The organism is Aporhodopirellula rubra (assembly GCF_014192335.1).
GTDB classification, from domain to species: Bacteria; Planctomycetota; Planctomycetia; order Pirellulales; family Pirellulaceae; genus Rhodopirellula; species Rhodopirellula rubra.
The window spans coordinates 201,430-217,943 of record NZ_JACHXU010000001.1; the positions used below are offsets into that span (position 1 = coordinate 201,430).

The window sequence follows — 16,514 nt, forward strand, 5'->3', positions numbered from 1 at the left end:
CAGGGGATTGAGTTCAGTGATTCGGAAACGGGGCATCGAGCGCGAGAAGGCTGGTCCAGCGTTCGTGTCCTCGTCGGTCGCCACAATCGTCGGTGCACTTCGCACGCGATTATTTAAGTCGGCTATCCGGCGTTCAGAGCGGCTGGATGAACGTCGTTTGACGGGATGTCGTGGAGTTTATGGCACCGGTTGGTGGGACTTCGGGCGCTTTTTTCGAGTAAAAACGAGTCTTGAATTGAGATTGCTCGGATGTCTGCAAGGCCTCAGCGGATGAAATCGGAGCCCCGTTGGCAGTTTCTCCGCCCGTTGGTTTTGTTCGTCGGATCGGATCATGCCGGAGTTCCGATTGGCTGATTTGGCGTTTCGCTATATTTCTCTGGAGAATTGCGCTGCCGGTTCTTCACTCGTGGCTTTGCAGACTCGTTAGAATAATGAACTGCCCGCCATCCCGTTCCTACCTGGGAGTCTCCTGCCTATGTACGACATGCGACTGTTTCATGCTGTCGGTTTGAGCCTGTGTGTCGCGTTGTCGTGTGTGTCGACGTTACCCGCGGCAGACTTGCAGGCGACGGAAAGCCTGTTTCGATCCGGCAAGTACGCTGAGGCCGAAGCGATCGCGAGTGCAGAGGTAGAAGCAGGAATTTGGAACGAGCGATGGCCGCGATTGCTGCTTCGTTTGCAATTGACGCAGGGCAAGTATGACGAAGCACTGATCACATACGAAAACGCGATCAGCCGGTACCCATCGAGTCTGACGCTTCGTTCGCTCGGGATTGAGGCGATTCGGAACAACGATCTGATTGAACGAAGTGAAGAGGAGGTCACGCGGTTCTTTGCAATTTTGCAGAGTTCAACGTTGCGTTACGTCAGTCGCGATAACTTGGTCGCGGCGGGACGCTATTTCGTTGAACGTGGTGAGGACGCGCGAAAGATTCTCGAAATGTTTTACGATCGGGTGCGGGATGCCGACCCTAATTTTCTCGAAGCTTATATTGCGACGGCGGAACTCGCGATCGAGAAAGGTGACTACCAAGTCGCTGCCGAGACAATGCGGGCGGCCGAACTCGTCGACGCGTCGGATCCGCGTACCGCCTATCTCTCGGCGAGAGCGTACGAGTCTTCTGACGCCAAAATGGCCAACGAATCGATCGAGCGTGCACTCGAGATCAATCCGAATCATATTCCGAGTTTGATCTTTCAAGCCGAGTCGGCCATCGATCGCGAACAATATGATCGAGCCAAAGAGTCTTTGGGAAAGATCGTCGCGATCCATCCCAAGCATGCTGATGCGTGGGCCTTGCAAGCCGTGCTCGCGCATCTTGATGGTGACCTCGAGTTAGAAAAGAAGCACCGTGAAACGGCGCTAAGTACATGGAGCCGAAACCCGCGTGTCGATTACCTGATCGGAAAGAAACTGTCGGAAAAGTACCGGTTCGCTGAAGGAGCCGAGTATCAACGACGTGCCCTTGATTTTGACCCGACGTTTCATGCCGCGCGTTTTCAGCTCGCGCAGGATCAGTTGCGGTTAGGCCAAGAGTCGGACGGTTGGAAGTTGGCACAGATGGTATCGAAAACGGATCCGTACAACGTAGTCGCGCATAACTTGGTCACACTGTATGATCGGATTAAATCGTTTCACACGCTGGAGTCTGGCGATATTCACGTGCGCATGGATCCACGCGAGGCCGATCTGTACGGCGACGCGGTGTTGAATCTGCTGGGGGAAGCAAGGCAAGTGCTTTGCGAAAAGTACGACGTCCGACCGGAGGCACCGATCCTGGTAGAGATTTTCCCTGATCAAAAGGATTTTGCGATTCGAACGTTCGGGTTGCCTGGCGGCGCGGGATACCTTGGCGTTTGTTTCGGTCGTGTGATTACGGCGAACAGTCCTGCGAGCCAGGGCGAACGACCGTCGAATTGGCAGAGCGTGTTGTGGCATGAGTTTTGTCATGTCGTCACTCTCGAGAAAACACGCAACCGCATGCCTCGATGGCTTAGTGAAGGGATCTCGGTCTATGAAGAGCGGACGCGAAGCCCCGCGTGGGGCGAATCCATGTCGCCTCGCTACCGAGAGATGATTCTTGGCACGGCGGAGACGCCGTCGGAGTTGGTTCCTCCCAGCAAGCTCAGTGGAGCTTTCTTATCGCCTCCTTCGCCGATGCATTTGCAGTTTGCATACTACGAATCTTCCCTCGTGGTGCAGTACATCATCGAACAGCATGGCATCGATAAGTTGAAGCAAATCTTGGATTCGTTAGGCGCGGGCGTGTCAACGGAAGACGCGTTCATTGGGGCGATCGGTCCGATGGACAAGCTGGACGCCGAGTTTGATCGTTACGCAAAGAAGATCGCAAACGACTTTGCGCCCGATGCCGAGTGGTCGCGTGAGGGACTTCCCGAGAAAGGAACCGTTGATGAATGGCAGGCGATTGTTGAGGAGCGTCCAACTAATTTTTGGGCACTGCAATCACTCGCGGCGCGTTTGTATCAATCCGGACGATTTGAGGACGCGATTGCACATCTGAAAACTCTCGAGGAACTCTCTGCACTCAGTGGTGAACGTGGCGGCCCGATGGAGATGTTGGCGTTGGCTTACCAGCAGACCGGTGACGTGGAGAGTGAAAAACGAGTCCTTTTGAAATTAATCCAGCGATCCAGCGATGCTTTGCCCGCCCTGAAGCGTTTAATCGAAATGGAATCGATCCAGGAGAATTGGGACGACGTCGCTTCGTTCGCCGAAGCTGTGCTAGCGATCCAGCCATTGCTCCCTATTGGGCACGAGACTCTTGCTAATGCGGGTGAGAAATCCGATTCACCCGCCCTTGCGGTTGCTCCTTTGAAAGCACTCTTGTCGCTCGAGCCTATCGATCCAGCGGGATTGAATTTCCGATTGGCGAATGCTCTCGCTGAAACAGGCGAGAAAGAGAACGCCAAACGTCATGTGCTGATGGCTTTGGAAGAAGCGCCCCGCTATCGAGAAGCTCACGAATTGCTGCTCAATTTGGTGACTGGCAAATTGGACGGCGGTTTAGCGGATCAAGAAGAGCCTACGAAAGAGGGGCCAGTGGCAGAAGATGCGATGCCGCCGAGTGAGGCTGGAGTGCCGAAGGAAGTCGAGTTGCCGAGCGTGATTGAGGAACCGGATGAGGCACGGACACCGGACGAGGTGGCTATGCCAAATAGCAACGAATCGGCAAAAGACGCCGGAGGTGATCCAGAATGAGTCGATTCAAATTTCTTCGCTCCCGCGTTGCGATCGTGGTGTTGTTGCTCGGCGGAATGATCGGAGGAGTCGCGTTTGCACAGCGTGGTCGATGGTGGCGTGATGGAGGCATCACCACGGATCGATTCGGCGTTCCCGATTGGGAAGTGGATGAACACTTTCCGGGTGATTTGTTCACGTTTGTACGGATCAAATATGATTCGTATGGGGGACGCGGTGGCGGCGGTGGTTGGCGAACGGACTACCGCGATAGCGATCTGAATTTCTCGCTTCGGTTGCAGCAATTGACGTCGATGAAGGTCAACCCCGAGCCGATCGTTCTGGAACTGACGGACGAGCGACTGTTTGACTATCCATTCATCTACATCATCGAACCAGGCAGTTTGGTGTTCAGCGAAGCGGAAGCCGAAGCACTCAGGCGTTATTGCCTGAACGGTGGCTTTCTCATGGTGGACGATTTCTGGGGCGACTCGCAGTACGAAAACATGCGTCGCGAGTTGGAACGCGTCTTTCCCGACCGGCAGCCCTTTGAGGTGCCGTTGGAGCACGAGATCTTTCACAACGTTTATGATCTGAAAGAGAAGCCGCAGGTTCCCGCAATCAACGCAGCCCGGCGCGGCATGCAGGGGCAAGTCGGATCATGGGAATATGCGTCCGACGGAAGTGACACCAGCGAACCACACTACCGCGCGATCGTCGACGACGAAGATCGCATCATGGTTTTCATTTGCCACAACACTGATCTCGGTGATGGGTGGGAAAAGGAAGGTGAAAACCAGTGGTACTTTGAGGAGTTCTCCGTCAAGAAAGCTTACCCGATGGGGATCAACATCGTGACCTATGCGATGACCCATTGAGGACTGCATCGAGAAGCCGTTTTACACGAAAACTAACAAGGATTTGATCTTCATGAGTGCAACCGAAATCAGCATGGAAGATGAGGCTCGCGTCGTTGAGCAATTACGTGAAGGTCGTGATCGTATTTATTCCGAACTCTCCAAAACGATCATTGGTCAACACGACGTGATTGAGCAGTTGTTGATCAGTTTGTTTGCCGGCGGACACTGTTTGATCACGGGGGCACCGGGGTTAGCCAAGACGCTGTTGGTGCGTAGTGTCGCTCAGATTTTTCACCTTAAATTCGGCCGGATCCAATTCACCCCTGACTTGATGCCGGCGGACATTACGGGGACTGAAATTTTAGAAGAGGGGGCTGACGGACATCGCGAGATGACGTTTGTCAAAGGGCCCATCTTTGCCAACGTGATTTTGGCCGACGAAATCAATCGTACGCCGCCAAAGACGCAGGCGGCGTTGCTCGAGGCGATGCAGGAGCATCAAGTTACCGCGGCGGGCAGGCGGTATGACCTCGAAGAGCCCTTCTTTGTATTGGCGACTCAGAACCCGATCGAGATGGAAGGGACCTACCCATTGCCTGAGGCACAACTCGATCGGTTCATGTTCAATGTATTAATTGATTACTTGCCGCCCAAAGACGAGTTGTCGGTCGTGATGCAAACGACTTCCCGGCGAAGCGACCCGATCGAGCCACTCTTTTCGGGAGAAGATATTTTGCGATTTCACGAAATCGTACGCCGGGTACCGATCGCGGAGTCAGTCGGCGCGTATGCGGTTCGTCTCGTCGGTGCAACACGTCCCGAGCGTGATGGCACGCCCGATTTTGTGAATCAGTGGGTGAGTTGGGGGGCGGGCCTGCGGGCGGCGCAAACGCTGGTGATCGGTGCGAAAGCACGTGCGCTGCTTTCTGGTAATGCACACGTGCGGATCGAAGACATTCAGGCACTCGCCCATCCCGCACTGCGGCACCGTGTGCTGCTGAGTTACAAGGCAGAAGCGGAGGGCATGACGATTGAGAAGGTGATCGACCAATTGTTGTCGACGATCGGGACCGAAGTCTGATGGCGGCGCGGAATCGAGTCGTATCCACGCCGGACGTGTCTGCTCGCATCGATCCGGTTGCGGTGATGCGGATAAAGAACCTGCAACTGAGAGCCAAAACGGTTGTTGAGGGTTTTTTCAACGGATTGCATCGCAGTCCATTGCACGGGTCGTCGGTGGAGTTTTCTGAATATCGTCCCTACACAGTCGGTGATGATCTTCGAGGTTTGGATTGGAAACGTTACGCGCGAAGTGACCGTTACTACATTAAAAAGTTTGAAGATGAAACGAGCCGGAACGGCTATCTCGTCGTCGACCAAAGTCAGTCGATGGGATTTGGCTCGCTCGAATACACCAAAATTGAGTACGCCCGAACGCTCGCGGCAACGTTCGCTTACTTTTTGACTTTGCAGCGAGACTGCGTGGGGTTAATGACGTTTGATGAGGCGATCGGGGATTACATTCCCGCACGCCGGCGAGTCGGTCATTTGAGGCAATTGCTTGTTGCGCTTTCGCGTCCGGTATCAGGTAAAGGTACCGATATCAATGTGCCGCTGAGGCAGATTGCCAATCTCGTTCGCAGGCGTGGATTGGTGTTGCTGATCTCGGATTTGTTGTCGCCGATTGAATCGCTGCGAACGAATCTCGCCTATCTGAGATCTCGTGGGCATGAAGTTGCGTTGCTCAGGACTCTCGACCCGACGGAGCTGAACTTTCATCTCGATGCGCCCAGCATGGTGCAGGATCTCGAAACGGGGCAAGAGTTTTATCTCGATCCCGAATCAGCCAAGGATGATTATCAGCAGCGGTTTGCGGAGCATCAGTCCCAATTGCAGGGAGTCTGTGATTCGCTCGGCGTTGACTTGTACACGATTTCAACGAGCGAGCCATTGCAAGATTCGTTGTTCCATCTGCTCGATTCCAAGCAACGGCAATCCCGGGGCACGGCACGATCGGGAATGTTGGCGCGGGCGACCACAGGGTTGGGAGGCGGCGCGTCATGAGTTTGTTGTTTCCCATTTATTTCGCCGGTGCGATGGCGATCGGGTTGCCGATCCTGTTCCATCTCATCCGACGCCAACCTAAAGGGAATGTGCCCTTCAGTTCGCTGATGTTTTTGCGACCGACGCCACCGCGTTTGACGCGGCGTAGTCGGCTCGAGAACTGGCCGTTGTTGCTGTGTCGGGCTCTCGCACTTCTGCTCTTAGCCGCCGCGTTCACTCGTCCGTTCTTTCGGTCTGCCTCATCGACGGAGTTCGCGTCACAGGGGAAACGGATGGTCGTGGCAATCGACACGAGCGCGAGTATGAAGCGTTTCGGATTGTGGGATGACGCGATGGAAGTCGTTGAGGAGGTGATCGGCGATTTGTCACCTGCCGACGAAATTGCCGTTGTTACCTTCGACACGCAACCACTCGTTCGGTTCAGTTTCGAGCAATCACGAGCGTCCTCGCCGGCGGATCGTGCGGCACTGATAAGGTCATCGATACAGGAAACGGTCCCTGGTTGGGGAGCGACCGATCTTGGCGTCGCTCTTCCGTTTTGCGCGGAGTTGGCGTCGACTTATGAAACCGAAGATTCTGCCGGTGCGAGCACGCAGCCCGCGAGTATTGTCTTGATCAGTGATCTACAGTCGGGCAGCGAAATGGAACGACTGCGATCTTTTTCGTGGCCCGAGACATTGCGTTTGGATGTGCGGCAGATCAGTGCGAATGAGCCAACTAACGCATGGGTGCGGGTTCTCGATTCGTCGCCGGCGAATTCACAACAAGAGCTAGGATCGGCGGCCGATGAGGGTGATCGTATTCGCGTTCGCGTATCAAATTTGTCTACGTCAAAAGACAGCCGATTTGAGTTAGGGTGGGCGGATAGTGATGGGACGCCCATCGACGTTCAGGCGATTCAAGTCGTCGCGGGGCAGTCACAGGTCGTTCGTTTGCCTCTGTCGGAGAAGCCAGCCACTTCCGTTCGAGTTTGGGGAGATGATGTTGACTTCGATAACACTCAGTATTTTGTGAGCCCCGAACCCAGAAGCTTCGAAGTGGGGATGTTGGAGAACGAGCCCGCTGATCTCGATCCCCGTGACAGTTTGGCGTACTACCTGGAACGCACCCCGTTCGGTGACGCATTGCGATCGGTGTCACTCAAACGAGCTAAGAAAGCGAGTGACTTGGCGAGCGATTTCATGACCATGCCATTAGTGGTCGTGACGCGGGCGTTGGATGACGATGAGACGCGGCGACTGGAAGCGTACGCGGACTCAGGTGGGACTGTCCTCTATGTTGTTACCGACGCAGAGGTCCAGTGGCAAAACACGGTCGCGTTGGCTCTCGCTTCACCTTCGCTCGTTGTGGAGGAGGCCGACGTCACGGACTATGCGATGTTGTCGAACATTGATTTTCGACATCCGCTCTTTGCAACGATGGCAGAACCTCAATTTAATGACTTTACGAAAGTTCGATTTTGGTCGCACCGGCGACTTGATGGCGTGACGGATGAGACGGAAGTAGTGGCTACCTTCGACGACGATTCTCCCGCAATTCTGCAGCGGTCGGTCGGTGAGGGGCACGTTCTGGTAATCGCGACAGGCTGGCAACCGAACGAAAGTCAATTGGCGTTGTCGACCAAATTCATTCCCTTGATGCTGAATCTGTTCGCCATGAGCACGCCAACATCGGACCAACAGCGGAGCTACGTCGTTGGTGATCGCGTTCCGTTTGGCGGAGCCGATTCGGTGACGTTGAAAACATCTGACCGAAACGCTCGAATCGTTCGTGAGAGTGATGAATCGATCATTCTCGAGGAACCCGGTATTTATCAGCTCGATGGCGAAGGGGAAGGCGGGACATTTGCCGTGAATGTGCCTGAAAACGAGAGTCGTTTGGAACCAATTGATACGAGTGAATTCGAACGATTGGGAGTCCTGCTGGCTGACTCGACGCCCGAAGAAACGAAGTTGGCTGAAGAGCGTCAACTGCAAGACGTCGAACTCGAAAACAGCCAGAGGCTGTGGCAGTGGTTGTTAGTCGGGACGCTCGTGTTCCTCGGCGGGGAAACATTATTGGTGCGAAGGCAGACCTAGCGTCGCGATGTTCTTTTGTCGCAATAAGGATTAAATCATGCTCGAAAACACGCTTCGAAATCGACTCTATCAGGTTGCTCGTCGATTTCGTCAACGGCTGTATTGGTGGAACGTTGCGGTAATCGCGTTGGTAATTGCTATCGTGGCCGCGTTGATGTTGCCAAGTGTTACTTCGGGCCAGATGGATGCGAAATCGACTGCGACTGTTTTGTTCGCCGCAGCGGTTGTGATGTCCCTCATTGCCCTCGTGATCACGGCGAGGAGTTATCGAAACCCCGCGCGAATCGCCAAAGCAGTCGAGACCAAATATCCGACGCTCCAGCAACGTTTGATCACTGCCGTGTCGGTATCCGACAATCCCGAATTGCGATCGGGTTATTTACAGCAGCAGGTAATCCGTGAGGCATGCGACCACAGCCAACAATACGCGTGGACAGAGACGGTGCCGCGGGGGCAGGTCTTGCTGAGTCGGCTGAGCGGGATTGGCGCGGTCGCGTTGATGTTGGGTGTGCTCGGGATCATGGTGTTTGAGACTGAACCGGCCCAAGCGTTGTTGGCCAACAACCCACATGAATTGCTTAACGATGTTACGGTTTCGCCGGGTGACACTGAAGTCGAACGAGGCACGAACCTCTTAGTGACGGCTCGATTCAATGGTGAGTTCGAATCATTGGTTCCCAGTGAGGGCGAACTGCGAGTCGTTTTGCGAGATGGGAGCGAGTCGCGGTTGCCAATGAAACAAAATTTGCTAGATCCTGTTTTGGGTGGATTGGTTGTTTCGGTAGGCGAATCGTTTGGATATCAGGTATTGACACCAAATTGGGCGAGCCCAATGTACTCAGTCGAAGTGTTTGAGTATCCATCGTTGGTGCGTAGCGATGCATCGATACGCTATCCGTCCTATACCAAGATCGACGATAAAACGATCGAAGACACGCGACGTGTATCGGCGGTTGAAGGAACAACGCTCGTTTGGAAATTCTTGTTGAACAAGCCGGTGGCGTCAGCGACATTGCTAAACCAGCAAGGTGAATCGGTTGCTCTCAATCTTAACGACGACGGGGCCACGGCGGAATCAAACGAGATGGTCTTGAAGGATTCTCAGCGTTACACGCTTGAGTTGATCGATGATCAGGGCCGTGCGAATAAGTATCCTCCTGAACTGATTGTGCGAACGCTGCCCAACCAGCAGCCCAAGCTAAAGACGACTGCGGCCGGCGACGTGCGTGTGTCTCCTCTTGAAGAGTTGACGGTGACGGCCGAGTCGGAAGACGATTTCGGTATCGAGAAAATGGGGCTGACTTATACTTTTGCGGGAAACACTCAGGAGGTCGTCTTGGCTTCTGATGTGGGACGGACGCGGAAGTTGAGTGTTGAACACTTGATCGAGTTTGAGTCGTTGAAGGCAGAACCGGATCAGTTGTTGACTTACTATTTCTGGGCGGAGGATGTTGGTCCAGATGGCAATCCACGGCGGACTCAGGGAGACATGTATTTCGCTGAAGTTCGTCCGTTTGAAGAGATCTTTCGCGAAGGCGATCCACCTCCAGGCGGGCAACCGTCGCAGCCCAGCGAAAACGAGCAGGAAGCCGAGAAAGTCGCTCAATCGCAGAAGGAGATCATTGGCGCGACGTGGCGGGTGCTTCGCGATGGGATCACGAGTGAATTCAAATCCGATGTGAACCTGATCGCTGAAGCACAGCATGAGCAGATCGAAGCCCTCGACACGCTCGCCGAGAATCTGCAGGACGAGGAGTCGTTGCAATACGTCAGCGTCGCACGAGATGCGATGGAAACGGCGGTGGAGGAACTCGCCGCGGCAGAGTCTGACGATCTCGAAGCACACGGAAGGGCCCTCGCGGCGGAACAGTTGAGCTACGAGGGGTTACTGAAGTTGAGAGCCCGCGAGTTCGAAGTCACTCGATCCCAACAACAGAGTCAATCCAGTTCCAGTTCGAGTTCCGCGCAGCAACGTCAGCAGCAACTGAACGATCTGGAATTAGAGCAAGATGAAAATCGGTATGAGACCGAAAACCAAGCCCAACAAAATAGTGCGGAAGAGCAACAGGAGCGAGAGACACGCCAGGTGCTGAGCCGACTTCGGGAACTCGCGAAGCGTCAAGAAGACATCAATGAGCAAGTTGCCCAGCTTCAATCGGCACTCGAAATGGCGGAGGACGAGAAAGCCAAGGAGGAAATCGAGCGGCAACTGAAACGATTGCGAGATCAGCAACAGGAGATGCTTCGCGAAATCGATGAACTGGATGAGCGGATGCAGAGCCCAGAGAATCAATCGTCGATGCAGGAGGAAAGTGAGCAACTCGCACAGACGCGAGAAAATGTTCGCGAAGCATCAGAAGCGTTGCAGCAGAACGACGCCTCGAAAGCACTCTCGGCAGGAAAGCGGGCCGAACGCGAACTGGAGTCGATGCGGGACGAGTTTCGCGAACGTGCGGCAGGGCAATTCAACGATGCGGTGCGTGAGATGAGAGACGCCGCCTCCGAACTCGATGAACGTCAACAAGACTTGTCTGAGCAATTGCAGCAACAGCAAAACGAGCCTTCGCCAGGACTTCGCGCCGGCACAGAGCAAAAGGAACTTGATCAGCAAATTCAATCACAGCGTGATCGTCTCCGTGATCTCCAAGAAAAAATGCAGGAGACGGTCGAGCAAGCTGAGACCGCGGAGCCATTGCTCGCTGAATCGCTCTACGATTCATTTCGGCAAACACAGCAACGACAAGTTGATTCTCGGTTAGAGGAAACGTCGGAACTGCTTCGTAATGGATTCGGCGAAGAAGCTATGCAAGCGGAAACGCAAGCGAACGAAGGCATTCGAGAATTAAAGGAGGGACTCCAAAAAGCGGCCGACTCTGTATTGGGTGATGAGTCTGAAGCACTTCGTCGGGCCGCGAGTGAATTAGAACAACTCAGCCGCGATCTCGAAGAAGAAATTCGAGAGGCAAATGCCGGCGAGTCTGGGCAGTCAAACCCGAGTGAGCCGAGGGAAAGATCGGGTGAAGGAGGGCAACAAGCGGACAGGCAACAGGAAAGCAGGCAGCAGGAAGGTGGACCACAACGTGGTGAGCAATCGGGAGAAGGTCAGCAGCAAGACGGACCGCCGGGAGATCCGCAGTCTGGAGAAACGCCGTCGGGGCAACGTTCACCCGGAGAACTACGGGATGGCCAGTCACAACGTGGGGGAGATCAACGTGGTGACGGTCAACCCGGTGAAGGCGAACCGACCGGATCACGGTCTGGAGAAAACGAAAACGAGCAAGCTGAACCGACAGCGCAGTCCGGGCAGAATCCAGGCGAAGGACAGGGCCAATCGACGCGGCAGAGTTCAGAAGAGCCAAATGGGCAAATGCAACGAGGAACCGAGTCCAGAAACAGTTCAGCGAGTCGTAGTCGCAATGCCGCGAACGGGCCGAGTTCCTCTCCGATTAGCGGGGACGGGTTTCGCGAGTGGACGGATCAATTGAGAGACGTCGAAGAGATGGTCGATGATCCGGAGATTCGATCGCGGGCGGCACGAATTCGGGATCGGGCACGCGATGTTCGCGCCGACCTGATTCGACATGCGAAGGCACCGCAATGGGACATGGTCGAAGAAATGATCGCCAAACCGTTGCGTGAGCTACAACGCGATGTTCAAGAGGAATGGCTGCGGCGGTCAGCGGAAAAAAATGCCCTGGTGCCGATCGACCGTGACCCGGTGCCGAGTGAATACAGCGATGCCGTTCGAAGGTACTACGAACGACTGGGGAGTGGTCAGTGATTTCAGGTAACTTCCCCGCATTGACGGACACGCTACCAATCGGATTAGGTGTGATTTGGGGATCACCGCAGTGGCTGATTCCCGCATCGATTGTGGCCGTTTTACTGAGCGGAATGACGTTGTGGAATTATGCGAACAGTCGTTCGATGGGGAACCTTCGGTGGTTCGCGGCAACTCTCAAAATCGCCGCAATTGTGTTAGCAGCGATCTGTTTGTTGCAACCGATGCGAACCAGTGAGCACGCACGTCCGAAGGCCAATTTGCTGCCGATCTTGATTGATCAGAGTGAGAGCATGAGTATGAAGTTGTCGTCATCCTCAGGCTCAAGAGGCGAACGCATCGAAGACTTGGTAAACGATCAAAACGAATGGTTGCGTCGGATGGAGCAAGACTTCGACGTACGCGGATATCACTTTGCATCACGCGTTGCAAAAATCCCGTTCGGGACCGCCAATGATTTTGAATTGGAGACGACCAACGAAAACGCATCCAATTTGTCGACGAGTTTGGCATCGATCGGCGAACGATTTTCGGGACGGCCACTCGCGGGTGTGCTCTTGTTTACCGACGGCAACGCCACCGATTCGGCGGCATCGTTTGACTGGACGAGTGTCGGTTGTCCTGTCTATCCAGTTTTGCCAAGTGAATCCGACACGATGGCGGATATCCGAATTCGCGACATCACGGTGCGTCAGACTGATTTTGAATCGGCTCCCGTGTCGGTTCGGGTGCAGGTCGAGAGCACGGGGCACGACCGTGAATTGGTGGTATTGCTACAAGATCGAGAGCAACCCAAGTCGGTGCAGGAAACCAAACTGACGTTGCCTGACGGGGAAAGCGTTGGTGAAGTGACCTTTCAGTTTCGTCCTGATCAGCCGGGTTTGCGTTTTTTCACCGCAACTGTGTTCGCTGAACGTGATCGGGCCCTGTTTGAACTCGATGCCGACGAGGAGAGATTGTCTTCGAGTTCCGAGGCGACGCAGGTCAACAATCGACGGCTCGTCACTGTTGATCGCGATGCCGGGCCCTATCGCATCTTGTATGTTGCTGGACGACCGAATTGGGAGTTTAAGTTTTTGCGCCGTGCGATCTCGTCCGATGCTGAAATTCAGTTGGTCGGGTTGCTGCGAATCGCGAACAAAGAGCCCAAGTTCAGCTTTCGTGATCAAGGTGTTGCGGGAACGAACTCGCTGTTCCGTGGTGTCGATGATCGAGAGGCGGAGTTGGCGCAGCAGTATGACGAACCGGTCATCATCCGAATGGGCGTTAAAGAGTCTGACGAATTGAGCGACGGGTTTCCGGAATCCGCTGACGAACTTTTCGCGTACCAAGCTGTGATTCTTGATGACATTGAACCTGAATTCTTCAGTGAAGATCAATTGTTGTTGTTGCGGCAATTCGTCAGTGTGCGAGGCGGAGGACTGTTGATGCTGGGTGGGCAAGAATCGTTTTCGGGAAAAGCGTTTGCCGACAGTACGCTCGGCGAGTTGTCTGCGGTATACGGCCCTCGTTCGAATCAAGAGAGGGCTGCATCAAACTATCAATTCACGATTACGCGAGAAGGAATGCTGGAGCCTTGGATTCGTCTCCGCGATAACGAGCGAGACGAAAACGCACGTGTGAATCAACTGCCGAATTTGACAACGGTGAATGCCGTTGGCGACGTGAAGCCGGGCGCTTTTGTTTTGGCGGAAGTGAGTGATGAGAACGGAGATACGACACCGGCAATCGTGGCTCAGCGTTTTGGTAAAGGCCGCACCGCCGCGATACCGGTGGGCGATTTGTGGCGGTGGTCAATGCATCGCTCAACGCAAGCAGACGAGAACGATCGAGACGATCCGGCGCAGATGTGGCGGCAGATGGCGCATTGGTTGGTCGGTGAAGTTCCTCGTCGAGTTGATGCACGCGTTGAGCAGAACGGCGAGTCTCAATCAGCCGTAGATCTGCTCGTTTCCGTCGTCGATGAAGCCTATTTACCTCTCGATAATGCGAACGTCGAACTCACGGTCACTCCGATTGGATCTGAACCGATCGTGCTGAAAGCCACGTCTGACGATCAGAACGCAGGTGTGTACCGCGCGACCTATTGGAGTGACCAGCCAGGTGCGTACCGCGTTGCGGCATCGGTGACCGGGCCGGATGAGGCGCCGATCGGGTTTGCCGAAACAGGGTGGGCGAGCGAACCTGAAGTCAAGGAATTTCAGAATGTCGGATTGAACCGTGAATTGCTCGAAACGATTGCCGAACAAACCGGTGGCAAGGTGGTGGACGACGACGAACTCGATGCGTTTGCCGCTGAGTTGCCCACGCAGAAGATGCCCGTCACGCAAACGTGGACGTATCCACTATGGCACTCCGGGTGGTGGATGACCGCAATGATCGGATGTTTGTGTACGGAATGGGGATTGAGGCGATGGAAAGGGATGGCATGAGCATGCGAGCGATGATCTTGATTTTGTTATCGTTAGCGACCGTGTTCTGCGAGCGTTCGGTCGTCGCGACGGAAGCAAGCGGTGCCGCCTCGACGGAGATCACCGTGGTTGTCGGCGCAGCAGGAACGAACGAGTACGCCGAGATGTTTTCGCAATGGACCGAACACTGGAAGACAATCGCGAAGCGTGCGGGCGTGCCGATCGTCACGATCGGTGATGCAAAGTCCGAAACGAGCGACCGCCAAACATTGGAAACGCGTTTGCAGGCGATTCGAGATTCTCAGGCAACGCACTGGATTGTTTTGATTGGGCATGGCACGTATCAACGCGGCGTGTCCAAATTCAATCTTCGAGGCCCCGACGTTGCGGCCGAGGAAATAGCGGAATGGTTGAAGAGTCAGGATAACGGCGCGGACGATTTAGACACCCGTGGGCCGATGGTCATTGTCAATTGCACTTCATCCAGTGGGCCCTTTGTTAACGCTCTCTCAGCACCGGGGCGTGTGATTGTGACGGCTACCCAATCGGGAACCGAGCAGAACTTTGCGAGGTTTGGGAAGTTCTTTACCGACGCATTGCGTTCGAGCGATTCCGATCTGGATCATGACCGAGAGGTTTCTGTTTTGGAGGCATTTCTCAGTGCTAGCAAACAGACACAGCGGTTCTATGATACCGAAGCACGGATCGCCACGGAGCACGCATTGATCGATGATAACGGTGATGGTTTGGGTACGCGGGCGGAGGCTTTTCGAGGTACACGTCCGATTGCGATGGCGAAAGATGGCGCGGAGGTCGATGGCAAAGCCGCGAGACGTATTACGTTGGCGGTGGGAGATGAGTCGTCGGACACAAAGCCGGTGCTGTTGTCGAAAGAACAAACCGTCGCTCGCGACCAACTCGAACTGAAAGTCGAGGCGTTACGGGATAAGAAGGATGCGATGAGCGAAGCGGACTATTACAGCGAGCTTGAATCGTTAATGGTTGAACTCGCTAAAATCTATCATCCGGCATCAGAGTGACTTCTTCCCGGTCGGTGTTTCGCTAGGCAGCGGCCAATCATCGGGGATGATGAAGAAGCGGTCCGTTTCAGTGTCTGTCTCGTTGCCCGCGTTGTACTGACTTATCAATACGGGCGTTGGATATTCGGCGAAGTGGTTGCGAACGGCAGCCTGAGCGTCGGTGAGTGATCGCAATCGCGGGTCGTCAGTTTCGTAGTGGCACTCAGATAGCCAGAATGGTTTGCGCAGGATGTGATAACGGACATCGGCTGTGTTTGCCTGGTCGTTCCATTGCTGCAGACAAAGGATGCTCCCTGTTAGGTGGTCCGCTGACATTCGGGGCGGAAGGTGTGGCGGTGCCGGAGCGTCGTGTTCGTAAAAGATTCGGCCTTTGACAAATGCCTCGCGATGGACGACATCTGGAACGTGCTCGACGCTCAGAGGTAATTGATGCGAGAAAAGTCGATGCATCTTTCGCTCAAAAGTGTCTCGAACGTTTGGGCCGATGAAGTGACTTCCTAGAACGGCGTGGTCCGGTTGATATAGATAGAATTTGACTGCGGCTTCGATGTGAACGAGTTGGTTCTGTTCGTCGCGATACAGGAAGTCAATTTCGCCGAGGGTTCGCTGTTCGGAGTGGATCTGCAGGTTGTGGGCGACGATGTCTGCTCTTCGAACATGTTTCAACCAATAATGCAGTAAGCGTTCGAAGTAGTATCCGACCTTGCGCGATGGTCGGTCGGAGAAAAAGGCGACCAAATGGTTAACGTCAATTTGATCGGCTGTGATCCGCGTGGGTACCCGTTGCGAATCAATTAGCGACGGACTGTTGACTGTCCACAGTAGGTCTCGAAGGAGTTGTTCTTGGTTCGCTGACATTGCTACAGAAATTTGGGCGTCCGACGCCGTTCCAGGGAAGCCAAGGGAAAACATATGAGATTAATTATTTGAACATTTTCAGGGCAGTGTCGCGGGAGTATTCTGCAATGGACACTCGCATTGTCAAATCGTATCGCGCATTAGTGCATCGAGCGGAGTTCGTCGGGCAAGGCAGACGCGACGACGCAAAGACGTCAATATGAGATGGGCGTACGCTGTT

9 protein-coding genes are annotated in these 16,514 nt (G+C 54.5%); 8 read left to right on the plus strand and 1 reads right to left on the minus strand.

Annotated features, from left to right (window positions below; all coding sequences use genetic code 11):
- The first annotated feature begins 475 nt into the window (after positions 1-475).
- The 8 genes from FHS27_RS00640 to FHS27_RS00675 are packed head-to-tail and all read left to right on the plus strand — an operon-like array spanning position 476 to position 15,436.
- A complete protein-coding gene (locus FHS27_RS00640; RefSeq protein ID WP_184300335.1) occupies positions 476-3,223 on the plus strand; it encodes a tetratricopeptide repeat protein in 2,748 nt (915 codons plus the stop codon).
- Positions 3,220-4,080: a DUF4159 domain-containing protein gene (locus FHS27_RS00645; protein ID WP_184300338.1), complete on the plus strand. Its 861-nt coding sequence runs from the start codon at positions 3,220-3,222 to the stop codon at positions 4,078-4,080. Before FHS27_RS00640 ends, FHS27_RS00645 begins: the two co-directional genes overlap by 4 nt.
- Before the next feature lie 52 nt (positions 4,081-4,132).
- Positions 4,133-5,143, plus strand: coding sequence for an AAA family ATPase (locus FHS27_RS00650; protein ID WP_184300339.1), 1,011 nt, complete (start codon positions 4,133-4,135; stop codon positions 5,141-5,143).
- Entirely contained in the window at positions 5,143-6,126 is a 984-nt protein-coding gene (locus tag FHS27_RS00655) for a DUF58 domain-containing protein (RefSeq protein WP_184300342.1), read from the plus strand. The genes FHS27_RS00650 and FHS27_RS00655 overlap by 1 nt, the downstream gene beginning before the upstream one ends.
- On the plus strand, positions 6,123-8,204 hold the full coding sequence (locus tag FHS27_RS00660) for a BatA domain-containing protein (protein WP_184300345.1): 2,082 nt from the start codon (positions 6,123-6,125) through the stop codon (positions 8,202-8,204). Before FHS27_RS00655 ends, FHS27_RS00660 begins: the two co-directional genes overlap by 4 nt.
- A 37-nt stretch (positions 8,205-8,241) precedes the next feature.
- Entirely contained in the window at positions 8,242-11,985 is a 3,744-nt protein-coding gene (locus FHS27_RS00665) for a hypothetical protein (RefSeq protein ID WP_184300348.1), read from the plus strand.
- Positions 11,982-14,417, plus strand: a complete 2,436-nt coding sequence (locus FHS27_RS00670; protein ID WP_184300351.1) for a hypothetical protein — start codon at positions 11,982-11,984, stop codon at positions 14,415-14,417. Before FHS27_RS00665 ends, FHS27_RS00670 begins: the two co-directional genes overlap by 4 nt.
- On the plus strand, positions 14,414-15,436 hold the full coding sequence (locus FHS27_RS00675) for a hypothetical protein (RefSeq protein ID WP_184300354.1): 1,023 nt from the start codon (positions 14,414-14,416) through the stop codon (positions 15,434-15,436). The genes FHS27_RS00670 and FHS27_RS00675 overlap by 4 nt, the downstream gene beginning before the upstream one ends.
- Here FHS27_RS00675 and FHS27_RS00680 read toward each other — a convergent pair.
- The gene (locus FHS27_RS00680) at positions 15,428-16,294 is read right to left on the minus strand and encodes a DUF1853 family protein (RefSeq protein WP_184300357.1); all 867 of its coding nucleotides are present in this window, start codon (positions 16,292-16,294) and stop codon (positions 15,428-15,430) included. The two genes, FHS27_RS00675 and FHS27_RS00680, sit on opposite strands and share 9 nt — an antisense overlap.
- Between the last annotated feature and the right edge of the window lie 220 nt (positions 16,295-16,514).